Below are 14,391 nucleotides of genomic sequence, written 5' to 3'. Positions count from 1 at the left end.
TAAGGAGGAAAGTTTTGTGAAAGATAAGTTCTATAAAATCCTCTCTATGTGGATTCTACAAATTGTATTTTATTTTACTACTGTACATGTGACGAATTATGAGCATGCGCTCATTTTTACAATAATATACGTAATCGTAAATGTACTATTCTTATTTTTAGCTGATAAAACAGCATTTATTTTCTTCATACTAGGAACCATTATTTCCGTATTTTATTTATTTTATCAAGCATGGCTTCATTTATGGAGTACATCAGATCAATGGCAATATATGATTACCCACTTCCTGATGGTAGCTAACTTCTTCATTGTATATATAACAACTCACCTATTGAAAAAAGTGATTCATGAAAATAAAACTTTAACTGAGCGTGTGAGAACGTTGGAACAATATATTGGAGAATCAAAATTATTAACTAGACAAGAATTCGAGAGACGTCAAGCGTTATTAACGACTGCAATGAATCGTCGTAATGAAACAGGCGTTATCGTTTACTTTGATTTCACTTCCTTTAGTAAATATACGAAGGAAAGTGTTATGGATCGTGTAGCTTCCTTATTAGTTGAAACGGTAAGGAATGATTTTGACCTTGCTGCTGAATATGATGAGAGTACATTAGTTATTTTATTACAGAACACAAATGAGGCTGGTGCAGATATAGTAATGAACCGTCTACAGCCAAAATTAGAAAAATGGCTTGCAGCTGAAGCAATCCAAGATATAAAAATTTCACGCGAGCAAATTGGAAACAAAGGACAGACATTGTTATGATGACTCTCGTTATACTTCTTTTATTTCTTCTGTTTTGCGTACTCGTTTTTTGGATCAGTATCACATTTTCAATTAAATATGTACTTATTTTTACGGCCTTTCTATTCTCTGGCTTACTCGTTTACTACTCTTTCTTAACAATCGCGGGTTTAATTCACCGAAATAGCAAACGAAAAGATCGTACACTAGAACATTATCCTAGCGTCGATATTTTCATACCTGCCCATAATGAAGGGGTCGTTATTAAAGATACTTTAGAGGCGATGGCGAAGATTGAATATCCAGGAAAGCTAACTATTTATTTATTAAATGATAACTCTCAAGATGAAACACCTGAAATCGGCGATGATTTCGACAAAGCTTATGCTCATATTCGCCACATTCGTGTTCCCTCCGGTGAACCGAAGGGTAAATCACGTGTACTAAACTATGGGCTTAGTATTTCAGATGGTGAATACTTCTGTGTTTACGATGCAGATAACCAACCTGAACCACACGCACTGCGAATGCTTGTAGAGCACGCTGAAACAACTGAAGATGCGGTTGGAGCAGTTGGACACGTTCGTACTGTAAATGAAAAAAGAAACTGGCTGACGCGAATGATTTCGCTAGAATTTCAAATCTTCCAGCTCCTTATGCAATCTGGACGCTGGTTACTATTCCAAACGGGTTCACTGACAGGAACAAACATGCTTCTTCGTCGCTCTGCACTAGAAGAGCTTGGTGGCTATGACCCTTATGCAATTGCAGAAGATGCTGAATTAACATTACGAATTACACAAAAAGGTTATCTCTTACCAATCGTCCCAGAATCAGTTACTTGGGAACAAGAACCAGAGCATTTAAAAATTCTTATTAAACAACGTACACGTTGGCTCCAAGGAAATTTATACATTTTAGAAAAAATGTTCTCGTCATTAAGTTTCTTTAAAGGAAAACTGCTCGTTCATTCCTTACAACAAGTTCTAGTGTATGTTGTATTTTGGCTATTCCTAATCATTTCAAACGTTTGGTTTGTAATTGGGCTACTCGGGATATTCCAAATTCAATATAGCATTCCGCTACTATTTATGTGGTATGTAGCATATATTACATATGTTTCACAATTATTTAGTGCCCAGAGTGTCGAACGAACCTTTACACCGACTAATATTTTTATTAGCGTTATTATGTACTTTACGTATGCACAGCTCTTTACGTACTTATTTATTCGCAGCTTAATCTTATATTTACGTGCAAAGAGCAAGAAACAAGTCATCGGCTGGGATAAGACAGTTCGATTTAAAAAAGATAAATAAAAATAAGCACAGAGCGCCGTATGCTCTGTGCTTATTTATTGCCGTATAAATTATATATCAGACAATACCCCTTAGCTGAAAGTAATTTCACGTCCATCCCCCAACGAACGATCGACCTTCATTTATATACGAAAAAGTGATTGCTATTTTTGTAGAACCAATTGCTTCTCTTGCTGTTCTTTGCGCGTTTCAGTCTTAGGTTCCGTGCTTTCTTGGACACTACGATGTGCCACACGTTTCAAACAAATATGCTTCCACTTTCTTTCGTAACGTTTCATTATTCTAGATGTCCCCCTTGAATGCGCTTTAAAACTATTTGAAATCGCTTACAGGAAATAATATAGCACATATACATAAAAGTGACAACACATTTCCGACATATTTTTGACAAAAATACGAATAGAATTCGTAAGGTATCGAATATTGTCGAAACCTATCGTTTTTTCTTCATATAAAGGGCATACTACTTATATAGTAAAGTATTTTATTTCCCCTACCCGCATTTCAAATTCCTTCTATATAAAGTGAAACTTTCATTAGCCATCACCAATCGGGCTTTTACAAGCAGCTCGATTTATTTGCTTTTGCTGAATTTTGAGGTGGGGTTCTTACTGCTCAGCAAATAGAGGGATAAAAAAAGAGCTGATATAAAATCAGCTCTTTTCCTTCTATTATTAATGACGCTTCATACGTCCTTCTTTTTGTAACTCTTTAAATAATGCTGCCATCATAAAGAAAATAACAAAGACGAATGGGAATGCTGCAATGATAGCTGCCGTTTGTAAGGCTTCTAATCCGCCAATATATAATAAGGTAGAAGCTATCGCGGCTAGAACGATACCCCAAATCATTTTAATACGATTTGGTGGGTTTAAACTACCATGTGTCGTTAACATTCCTAAAACAAATGTTGCAGAGTCTGCCGATGTAATAAAGAATGTAGAAATAAGAAGAATCGCTAAAACAGATAAAGCTGATCCAAAGCTTCCCATCTGATCGAACATAGCAAACAATCCTACTTCTGTTCCCATCTCTTTAATTTTTTCAAAGATATGTGCATCACCAAACAGCTCCATGTGAATACCAGTCCCGCCGAAAACGGAGAACCAAAGCGCACCGATTACGGTCGGTACAAGTAACACACCGATAACAAACTCACGAATTGTACGACCTCGTGAAACACGAGCAATAAACGTACCTACGAACGGTGACCACGCAATCCACCATGCCCAATAGAAAATTGTCCATGACTGAATCCATTGATTTCCGCCTTCATCCAATGGACTTAAACGGAAACTCATACTTGGCAATTCCTGAATATAAGAACCTATTGTTGAAGTGAAGTAATTCATAATAAAGTTTGTTGGACCTGCAAATAATACAATGATCATAAGTGCAAATGCAAAAATAATGTTCGTATTACTTAAATATTTAATTCCTTTATCAAGACCTGTTTGTGCAGATAACATGAAAAGAACTGTTACGATTGCAATAATAACTAACTGTGTCGTTAATGAATTCGGAATAGATGTTAAATAGCTAACACCACCTGCAATTTGTTTTGCACCGAGACCTAATGAAGTTGCAACACCAAACACAGTTGCGAAAACAGCTAACACATCAAATGAATGAGCAATACGTCCGTGTTCCCCACCCTTAAATAACGGACCTACCGTCGCACTAATCGTACTTGCTTTTCCTTTTCTAAAGGTAAAATAAGCAATACATAACGCTACAAACGCATATAGTCCCCAAGGATGTAATCCCCAATGGAAAAATGAAAAACGCAATGCAAGGCGCGCACTTTCCTCAGTTGCACCTTCTCCAAACGGAGGTGCGTACAAATGGTTTAATGGTTCAGCAACGCCCCAGAAAACTAAGCCGATACCCATACCAGCACTAAATAGCATAGCAAACCATGTCATATAACTATAATCAGGTTCGTCATCATCTTTACCTAAACGAATAGAACCGTATTTCGAAACAATTAAAAAGATAGACACACCTAAAATAATAGAAACGGAAATAATATAAAACCACCCAAACTTACTAACTAATGCAGTTTGAATTGCAGTTGTTACATTTCCTAAGCTACCTTTTCCAATAATAGATTCGGGAATAATCCCCCAAATTGTAAATGCAATACATAATGTTAATGAAACGATGAATGTTTTTGTCAGTTTCCTCATCAAATCCCCCTTCGTAGGTTTCGCTTTTGTAAATAACATAAATTCCGATATGTAAAATCGGATAGAAAACTATAATTTTGCGGTGATTTTCTTACTTTCACCTTCACCAATTCGAATTCTTATAGACAGCCTTACCTTTCGTATAACCTTTTCACTCTGCAAGAGCTACAAGTTAGAAATACTGCTGTCAAATTGTGTGAGAAAAACGCGGATAGGAATGTATTTTCCTAAAAAAGGATGTGTTACATATGTAAAAAAGGGCGAATTTCTTCCTTGCAACCCTTTCGTTTTGTAACAATTATGCGGTTTTTTTGCTAGTATATAGCACGTGTTTATAGCTTCACAAACAAAATGTTTATGTTTATATAACTATATTACCCATAAAACGGTAAAATACTCAAGGAATGTAATCGTTTAGTAAACATCATGTAACATTCTTGTAATATTTTTATTTACGTCGAAAAAAATATGTTGTATTAAATATTTTGAATATAACCAGCAACCTATGAGTCATATAGAATGAAAAACGCTTTCCTATATTTTTTGTTATATTACAGGATGTTAACGACTGATTACGAATGGTTTGTAATTGTGTGTTTTCCCCAAATCCGAAAAAATCTGTTGCTATAATGAGGACACGAAAACAAACGCAATGGAGGCTATCATGAAAAAATTAATTGGAATAGCAACAGCAGCAGTTTTTGGTCTTGGGATTTTCACATCATCTGCTAATGCAGAAACTGTTGTAACAACAGACGTACTAAACGTACGCGAAAACCCTACTACTGAATCAAAAGTTGTCGGTAAATTACTAAACGGTAATAAAATAGATGTTCAAAATACAGAGAACGGATGGTCAAAAGTTACTTTAGACGGTAAAGACGCATTCGTAAGTGCAGAGTTCACAAAAAGCATCTACTACGTAACAGCTAACGTATTAAACGTACGTGCTGAAGCGAACACAAACTCAGAAATTCTTGGAAAGTTGAAGAAAGACGATGTAATCGAAACAACGAACCAAGTACAAAATGAGTGGTTACAATTTGAATATAACGGGAAAACAGCTTATGTTCATGTTCCTTTCTTAACAGGTACAGCACCTGTAATTGAGAAACAAGAAACAACTGCTCCTGCTAAAGCTAAAGTTGAAGCACCAGCTAAGGATCAAACACCTGCAGCACAAGCAAAACCAGCTGCTAAGCCTGCTGTGAAAGCTGCTGAAACTAGCGAACCATCTGGTGGTCGTGAGTTAACAGTTGTAGCTACAGCATATACAGCTCATCCGAGCGAAAACGGTGGCACATATGGCGGCCGTGTATTAACTGCAATGGGTCATGATTTAACTGCGAATCCAAACATGAAAATGATTGCTGTTGACCCGAAAGTAATCCCATTAGGATCTAAAGTATGGGTAGAAGGTTACGGAGAAGCTATCGCTGGAGATACTGGTGGTGCAATTAAAGGTAACCGTATCGATATCTTACTTGGATCAGATAGTGCTGCTCAAAAATGGGGCCGCAAAACTGTTAAAGTGAAAATTTTAAAATAACCAATGACTGCTAAATTACAAGCCGGTTCTCTTTATTGAGAGCTGGCTTTTATTTATTTATAATACATATAAGGAGGCTATGCCTATGAATGTACAAGCAAAAATAGACTGGATTGGTACGCCAAAACCGTACATATATAAAGATGAAGTAACATATAACGCTACTTCTATTGATTTCTCACTCGCTGGCGATGATAATCGCTATAAGCTAATTGTGCTCAAGTCAGAAAAAAATACACATTACAAAATTGTGCAATATGGAATAAAACCAGGCTCTCAAAAGCCATTTCCTATCGACATTCCATTTGAACAAAACATGTTACCAATTATAGAGCAAATATTACATGATCCATATGTACAAGCGATATTAAAGGAAACGCACTCATAATTGTAAAAAAAGATATCAACGATTTTCCGAATATATCTATCATAAATCGCAATATATCAACGATTTTTCAATTATATCTATCATAACTTACGATATATCAACGGTTTGACACGAAATATCGATTTAGCTACAAAAAGAGGCTGTTCAAATATTGAACAGCCTCTCTCATATTAACGAGTTGGACCAGATACATCTTCTGATTTCAACGTATTATTTGCACCAAGAGAATGATACAACATCTTTCCATTTCCATTCACAGTTACAATATGTTCGTTGTTAAAACTTTTGAACTTCACAGATCCATCACCGTAACGAATATGATACTCTTCATATGTCGTTACTTTATATTTCGTATCACTTTGACGCTCTACATTACGAACTTCCATCGTTAATAAGTCTTCTGTAATTCCTTTTTTGTGTAAATACTGTATATAATCACGGTCTTCCTTATACGATTTCCCGCTCTTATCATAATTATTTTCAATTAAACTAAAATCATTTAATGAAATTGCACGTACGTTATCATAAATATGATTTTTTACAAATTCGCCCACTGCTGAACTTGATGTTTCTTTCGGGAATTTTAAGTAATAGGTGCTTTGGTCTCCAACTTTAACGCTTTCTGATTTAATTAAGCCAAACTCAGCATTTTTCTCTAAATGCACTTCTACCGTTTCATCTGTTGGTACAGGACCAAGTTTATAACTTCCGCGGCTTAACTTCCCACGCTTCTTACCATTCACAACTACATTTGCATCATTTTCATCAGAGGAAATTGTTACATAATTGCCTTCTAATGATAAATTTACATCTATCTTCGCACTTTTTTCATCTGCTAAATCTACTTCTTTTTCTGTTTCTAACTCAGTTAACTCTGACTTTGCTTTTGCCTTTACAACGTAAGAACCCGGAAAATATGGACCAATTTCTTTTGAAGTTTTGTCATTAGACAATTCTACTTCTTTCTTATCATTCACATATATTTCTGCATTCTTCGCAGTTGTACTTACATTCATATAATACGATTTCATGCTAAATTTATACTTCGGATATAAAAACCATTCTTTTCCGTCTTCTATAATTTGTCCATCTTTAAACGATGCTTTATCACTTGCTAGTTTTTGATCCACTGTCTCTCTTTGTAAATAAGACAGCAGCTCTTTATTATATGAAGGGTTGTCTTTTAAATAACGGATATATGCCTTAATATCCTCTGCCTTAATCTTTAAGCTCGGATCATCTACCTTTACAAACTCATCAATTGCATTCGCATCTTTCTTTTGAAACGCCTCAATCATAACGTTTACTTGTTTTTCCTTTGAAAACTTGCTTGCACCAAATTTATATGCTCCGAACAATATAGCAAAAATAACAAGAAAACCTAGCAGTAAAAATATGTTCTTCTTACTTTTCACCGGCTTTGTTTCCCGTTGTATTTCTGAACGAGAAGAAGCTGTTTGATCAGCTATTTCTTCTATCTTACTTCCACACTCTGGACAAAAATTTAAATGGTCTGCAACTTTTTCATTACATATTCCACAAAACTTCAAGCGATTCTCCCCCTTATTTTTTTACCAACTTCATCCCAGCAAACACTAATACGTAAGAAAGAATAAAGCTACCTACTATTAAATACATCGTGCTACTTTGAATCGATAATAGCGGACCAGAAATCCCCGTAAATTCCTTCATAATTTCCTTACTACCTGAAGCTTCGATTTGGATTTTTGCTAATCCATTTACACAAAGCATCATCACAGTATAAACCGCACTAAACATCGCAATCGTTACATATATATTTTTAATTGGATATTGAGCTAATTTCATTCCAGCTCTAAATAGTAAGATACATGGTATTAAAATTAATAAACCCCACCAATGCATGTAGGAATTGAACTCATCCATATATTTAATTTCTTTAGCAGAAGCACCATTAGCAATTGCCACATCTTTTAAAGACGTACCATTTAATGATATGCCTGATGTATATGATAAATGTAACGGCCCTTTTCCTCCTGGATAGTTCTGTATTTCTTTCTCCATGTTCGCCCATTCAATTGCAGTTGGAGCAAAGTGAGCCATATTCCACATATACGGTGTTGCTTCTAATGAAATTAATGCTTTATATGTTTTCTCAGGGAAATCAATTGGTCCCATTGATTTTGAACTACTAAATAAAATCGTAATAAGTATAATACCAAATGTAATGATTAATCCTTTTAAAACAGTCACTACACTATAATAAATAGATGCTGCATATGGAACACTTTGACTAATTGCGGAAAGCATACGATGTGGTCCCGCTGCAATACTCATGCCAATAAAGCTAAATAATAAACCAAATATAATACCGTACAACAAACTAATAATATGAGAATAACTAACATTAATTGTCATTGTTTCATAGAATTGAGAAATCGTCGTAGAAGAACTTGCTACAAAACTTATAACACATAAAAAAATTCCATATACAATACCGATAATACATGCTGTTACTAGCTTCTCACGCCAAACAATAGACGGGGGTTTTTTCTCTACAAAAAAGCCAATTCCACCTAATATAAGTGCTGGAATAGTTAATAAAATGAACAATGGGACATGAAGAATAAATGACATTATGTATGTACCACTTCCACTGACTTCAAGACCCACTAAATGATACATTAAAATTAATGGCGCTATGCCAATGAAAGATTGATTAATGGTAGTCATATCCAGCATACCGTTCGTATTTGTAACCATCGTTCTCATTAAATCATTCATCGCTGCATCGATAATTAAACTACTAATCCAGCCAGCCAAAAACATGCATATAATTGCCAGACCACCACCAAGTAAGCCTTTTTTCAAAGCAATTCCAGATGAACCCACATTTAGTTGTACACCCTGGTCTGGTAATTTCGTTTTCATTTCTTTTTTCGTAATACCTACTAGTAAGGAATCGCCGCATTTCTCACAATATGTAGCAGTTTCTTTACTTTCCACTCCACAAGTTCGGCAATATTTTGAGTCTTTAGGCGCTAATATAATATGACTTGCTACACCACCTGTACTAGACCCATCATGCGTACAATAATTTGATACATCAGACTGTTCTAAACCACAAGTTTTACAATACATGTTCCTCACTCCTTACTTTGCTTCATACCACAAACTGGACAGAATATAGCTTCTGTTGCGATTTGTTCACTACATGAAGAACATGATTCATTTTCAACATTGTTTGTTTGAAGGAGTAACTCATTTTCTTTCCCGCACTGTCCACAAAATTTATCATTTAATGATAATGAGCCACCACAGCTACACTGCCCTTTCTGACCTTGATTCTGCAAATTAGCAATTTGCTTACGCATGTTATAAATAGCAATATCAAGCTCTTGTACCGGTTCTACAATTCCTTTCAATACCTCTATTCGAACTTCATCATTGCGCAGTTGCATATATGTAGTTTGACCAAGCTCCAACAAAATTTCAGTTTTCGCTTGTAACTTCTCCTGCGTAATTTTCTTTAGTTGTGCAACCTCTTGTGCAACTTGCAACTTCATCTTTCCTTGCTCAATTCCCTCTTGCAACTTGTTCATACCATTACCAAACTTCGCTTGTAAATCTGACACAATTTCCCCTCCTATAAATATATAGTAATATACGAAATTAACATTTTATATATTACCATGATTTTCAAGTTATGTAATCCAAATTTCATTTTTTCTGTTTTGAGCATTTTTTGTTTATAATGGTAAAGGAAAGAAATATGTGTACGGAGGAATATTATGCTGCAACACTCAATTACGAAAGATGAAATTATGATGATTGCGAATGAGTTCGTTCAAGGACTAGATCCACAGCAAACAGCTGATCAGGAACATGTCGCTACAGCTCGGCACCTATATCGTAGTGGTGTTGTCTATAACGTTGACTTTGATGGTTATACACTATCAGGAACTGTAGATGCGGAAGGCAACGTATATAGCGTTCATATTCCGATTCGTAACGTCGCTGAAAGCTATTGTGATTGCTTCGCACCAACACAATGTGAGCATATGCTCGCTGTATTACTATCTGCAGCGTCTAGTTTCGGGCAAGTAGGAGATGTATTAACTTTATTTAAAAATAATACGAAACCTTCCCTTCCCCCTATTCGAACTGCAAGACAAGTATTGCAATCATCAGCTTTTGAAGAAACTGACTATAAAAGTTGGGAATCATATTTTGAAAAAGAATATGATTCATTTAAAAAAGAACAAGCTCGGCTTACTTATAAACAAATGTATTTTCTTATGAGTATCTTTACAGATTTCTATACGAAACTTGAGCGGAAAGCTCCGCGTATCATTGCGATACATGAATTATTCAGGTTACACGCAGCACTTTACTGCTTTCAAAAATTATTAGAAGAAATTCAGGCATTCGAAGCAAACAAAACATATTCTTATCACCAACCTGTTAATGTCATTCGCCTATTTGTAGACAAAGTGGAATCCATCGTTCGGGACTTACAATCAGAAGCGATTCCTTCAGAGTCTGAAATAATTTTACAAGAAACAGCTCGTCTCGTTCATGAAGTATTCTTCTCTACCGACGCTTATACGCAAGAGCGATTTTTCATTTATCGTCACATATGGAGTGAACTTTTAAACAATAAAGAGAAAATACAAGAAGAAGAAAAACGAATCGATACGAAAATCAATCCACTATCTAAAGCGTTAGCGTCTTCTCATCTTCTCTTTTTAAATGACGAAGATCTACTAGCGATGGACTTACTAAAAAAACAGCCTGCTTCTGTTGTGAGTCTATACTTCTATTGGTTAGAAGAACTATTAAGTGCCATGCATTGGGATCGTGCAAAAAACTGGCTTTCCTTTACGTATAAACAAGTAAAGAAAACGATTCAAGATCACGAAAATACGATTTTCATAAAAGATGTCGTTCGGCTATTTGTAATCATGTATGAAACATATGCAACACATACAAATGAACAAGCTGGTTTCGAAATGATCTTACAAGAACTATTACCGTATAGTTTCACAAACTATGAACAGTACGTACTCGCGAAAAAACAGTATCGTACATGGGCAGAGCTTCATCTCCTATATGGATTTGAAGCAATTGAGCTGTTGAAAGAGCCACTGAAAGATATTGAAAAAGAAGCGCCAGAAGTGGCACTTCCTCTTTACCATCTTGCTGCTGTAGAGGCGATTGAAGAACGAAATCGTAAATCATATAAACGCGCAGTTCGTTACTTAAAGAAATTACGTACATTGTATAAACGATTAAAACGCACCGATGAATGGGATGCTTTCATTATTCACATCGCCAATCTCCATTCACGTCTGCGTGCACTACAAGAGGAATTACGGAAAGGAAAATTAATCGATGATCAATCAAACTGAAGTAACAATTAGGCTCCAGCATGTTAGTCAAGGTTGGTTCCTTTGGGGAGAAGATGACAGCGGTACTCCATTATCCGTAACAAGTTGGAAACGAAATGCATTCACATGGCACTCCACTTCTTTCTACGGTACTTCTCTAAAAGAAGCAACCTTCGAAGGAAAACAAGGTGTGCTCCTAACAAATGCACAAGCCTTTGAATACATTGCAAACAAACCGATGAATTCCTTTGCACATATGCAAATAAACGGACCTATTACAGCACTTACGAAAGATGCAAATGAATTATGGGACGCCTTTACGAGTGGTAGCTTCGTACCAGATATGAATCATTGGCCTAAACAGCCATCTTGGAAAGTTCAAAATACACCAATTGAAGATGACACATTAGCATCTCTTTTCTCAGCAGCAGTTAATGAAAGCATATTACAAGATAATCGCTCAAATGACGGCTGGGAAGATGCTAAAAGGCTATATGAACATTACGACTTTACGAAAAGACAATTGGAAACAGCACTACATGAAGAAGATTGGCTTCGAAAAATCGGTTATATTGAAGATGATCTTCCGTTTACAATCGGACTAAGACTACAAGAACCACAAGAAGAATTTGAAATGTGGAAGCTTGAAACAATTGTGACACCAAAGCGCGGGGCTCATCGCATATATGTATATGAAAACATCGATTCCTTACCGAAAAGATGGCACGATTACGAAGAACGGATTACAGAAACACAAGAAGGTTTTAGTAAGCTCATACCGTGGTTAAAAGAAGGAGATACATTCCGAAATGAGCTCTTTGAAACAGAAGCTTGGAACTTCTTAACAGATGCAAGCAACGAATTACTTGCAGCCGGCATTACAATTTTACTACCATCATGGTGGCAAAATTTAAAAGCAACAAAACCGAAATTACGTGTCCAGTTGAAGCAAAATACAGCACAAACACAATCGTTCTTCGGTATGAATACGCTCGTTAATTTTGACTGGCGCATTTCGACGAACGGCATTGATTTATCAGAAAGCGAATTTTTCGAGCTCGTTGAACAAAACAAACGTCTATTTAATATAAATGGTCAATGGATGCGACTAGATCCAGCCTTTATCGAAGAAGTAAGGAAACTCATGAACCGTGCCGATAAATACGGACTAGAGATGAAAGATGTCCTGCAGCAACATTTATCAAATACGGCTGAAACAGAAATTGTAGAAGATGATAGTCCGTTTACTGATATTGAAATCGAACTAGATGGATATTATGAGGAACTATTCCAAAAGCTGCTTCATATTGGAGATATTCCAAAGGTAGATGTCCCTACTTCACTAAACGCAACACTTCGTCCGTATCAACAACATGGTATTGAATGGTTATTATATTTACGAAAGCTTGGATTTGGAGCATTGCTAGCTGACGATATGGGACTCGGGAAAAGTATTCAAACAATCTCTTACTTACTATATATAAAAGAAAACAATCTCAAAACAGGCCCTGCATTAATCGTAGCGCCGACATCTGTTCTTGGAAATTGGCAAAAAGAATTTGAGCGTTTCGCACCGAATTTATGTGTCCAATTACATTACGGAAGTAATAGAGAGAAGGGCAATTCATTTGAAGATTTCCTTCAATCAGCAGATGTTGTATTAACATCTTATGCATTGGCTCAACTCGATGAGGAAGAACTGACTTCATTATGCTGGGATGCTGTTATTTTGGATGAAGCACAAAATATTAAGAACCCACATACGAAACAGTCGAAAGCAGTACGAAACTTGCAGGCAAATCACAAAATCGCTTTAACTGGTACACCAATGGAAAATCGCCTCGCTGAACTTTGGTCCATTTTCGACTTTATTAATCATGGATATCTCGGAAGCTTAGGACAATTCCAACGCCGCTTCGTCACACCGATTGAAAAAGATCGTGATGAAGGAAAAATCCAGCAAGTCCAACGGTTTATCTCACCATTTTTACTGCGCCGAACGAAGAAAGATCAAACAGTCGCATTAAATTTACCAGATAAACAAGAACAAAAAGCTTACTGTCCTCTTACTGGTGAACAAGCTTCCTTATATGAACAACTTGTTCAAGATACACTGCAAAATGTAGAAGGATTAAGCGGAATTGAAAGACGCGGCTTTATCTTACTTATGTTGAACAAGCTAAAACAAATTTGTAATCATCCTGCTCTTTATTTAAAAGAAGAAGAACCACAAAATGTCGTTGAACGCTCTATGAAAACAAAAACGTTAATGGAGCTCATCGAAAATATAAAAGATCAAAATGAAAGTTGCCTCATCTTCACTCAGTACATCGGCATGGGAAACATGCTAAAACGTGTGCTAGAAGAACAATTTGGCCAGCGTGTCCTCTTCTTAAACGGTAGTGTACCGAAAAAAGATCGTGACAAGATGATTGAGGAGTTCCAAAACGGAACGTATGACATTTTCATCTTATCCTTAAAAGCTGGCGGAACAGGATTAAACTTAACTGCTGCCAACCATGTCATTCACTACGATCGTTGGTGGAATCCAGCTGTGGAAAATCAAGCAACAGACCGCGCATATCGCATTGGTCAAAAAAGATTTGTTCATGTTCACAAACTCATTACAACAGGAACATTAGAAGAAAAAATCGATGAAATGCTAGAAAGAAAACAATCTCTAAACAATGCGGTCATCACAAGTGATAGCTGGATGACTGAACTATCAACAGACGAACTAAAAGAATTACTTGGTGTATAAAGTGAAACTTGAATCAGCCCTCACCAATCGGGCTTTTTCGGGAAGTTTTACTACCTGCAAAAAAG

At 36.1% G+C, this 14,391-nt stretch carries 10 protein-coding genes; 6 read left to right on the top strand and 4 right to left on the bottom strand.

The window, feature by feature from the left end; translation table 11 throughout:
- The first annotated feature begins 16 nt into the window (after positions 1-16).
- On the top strand, positions 17-772 hold the full coding sequence (locus MR160_RS16450; protein WP_000653230.1) for a nucleotidyl cyclase domain-containing protein: 756 nt from the start codon (positions 17-19) through the stop codon (positions 770-772).
- Positions 769-2,070 carry a glycosyltransferase family 2 protein gene (locus tag MR160_RS16445; RefSeq protein ID WP_000988755.1) on the top strand — a complete coding sequence of 434 codons (1,302 nt, stop codon included), beginning with the start codon at positions 769-771 and terminating at the stop codon, positions 2,068-2,070. The genes MR160_RS16450 and MR160_RS16445 overlap by 4 nt, the downstream gene beginning before the upstream one ends.
- 674 nt (positions 2,071-2,744) lie before the next feature.
- Here MR160_RS16445 and opuD read toward each other — a convergent pair.
- The gene (gene opuD / locus MR160_RS16440; protein WP_001230116.1) at positions 2,745-4,259 is read right to left on the bottom strand and encodes a glycine betaine transporter OpuD; all 1,515 of its coding nucleotides are present in this window, start codon (positions 4,257-4,259) and stop codon (positions 2,745-2,747) included.
- A gap of 664 nt (positions 4,260-4,923) precedes the next feature.
- Here opuD and MR160_RS16435 point away from each other — a divergent pair.
- Positions 4,924-5,808 carry a cell wall-binding protein EntA gene (locus MR160_RS16435; RefSeq protein WP_086389724.1) on the top strand — a complete coding sequence of 295 codons (885 nt, stop codon included), beginning with the start codon at positions 4,924-4,926 and terminating at the stop codon, positions 5,806-5,808.
- 85 nt (positions 5,809-5,893) lie between these two features.
- Positions 5,894-6,196, top strand: coding sequence for a DUF3910 family protein (locus MR160_RS16430; RefSeq protein WP_001102514.1), 303 nt, complete (start codon positions 5,894-5,896; stop codon positions 6,194-6,196).
- A gap of 170 nt (positions 6,197-6,366) precedes the next feature.
- On the opposite strand, the gene MR160_RS16425 is transcribed toward MR160_RS16430, so the two are convergent.
- The 3 genes from MR160_RS16425 to MR160_RS16415 are packed head-to-tail and all read right to left on the bottom strand — an operon-like array spanning position 6,367 to position 9,810.
- Complete coding sequence (locus MR160_RS16425; RefSeq protein ID WP_150158327.1) at positions 6,367-7,746, bottom strand: zinc ribbon domain-containing protein; 1,380 nt, start codon at positions 7,744-7,746, stop codon at positions 6,367-6,369.
- A gap of 13 nt (positions 7,747-7,759) precedes the next feature.
- Positions 7,760-9,316 (bottom strand): hypothetical protein, encoded by a 1,557-nt coding sequence (locus tag MR160_RS16420; RefSeq protein ID WP_242297731.1) that lies wholly within the window; start codon positions 9,314-9,316, stop codon positions 7,760-7,762.
- 5 nt (positions 9,317-9,321) lie between these two features.
- On the bottom strand, positions 9,322-9,810 hold the full coding sequence (locus tag MR160_RS16415; RefSeq protein WP_001281736.1) for a zinc ribbon domain-containing protein: 489 nt from the start codon (positions 9,808-9,810) through the stop codon (positions 9,322-9,324).
- A gap of 156 nt (positions 9,811-9,966) precedes the next feature.
- Here MR160_RS16415 and MR160_RS16410 point away from each other — a divergent pair, with 156 nt between their 5' ends.
- Entirely contained in the window at positions 9,967-11,586 is a 1,620-nt protein-coding gene (locus tag MR160_RS16410) for an SWIM zinc finger family protein (RefSeq protein WP_000939128.1), read from the top strand.
- The gene (locus MR160_RS16405; RefSeq protein ID WP_081143943.1) at positions 11,570-14,326 is read left to right on the top strand and encodes a DEAD/DEAH box helicase; all 2,757 of its coding nucleotides are present in this window, start codon (positions 11,570-11,572) and stop codon (positions 14,324-14,326) included. Before MR160_RS16410 ends, MR160_RS16405 begins: the two co-directional genes overlap by 17 nt.
- Positions 14,327-14,391 lie beyond the last annotated feature (65 nt).

It is taken from the genome of Bacillus cereus group sp. BfR-BA-01382, assembly GCF_022663475.1.
Taxonomy (GTDB): Bacteria; Bacillota; Bacilli; order Bacillales; family Bacillaceae_G; genus Bacillus_A; species Bacillus_A thuringiensis_S.
This window is presented reverse-complemented; position numbering and strand designations above follow the sequence as displayed.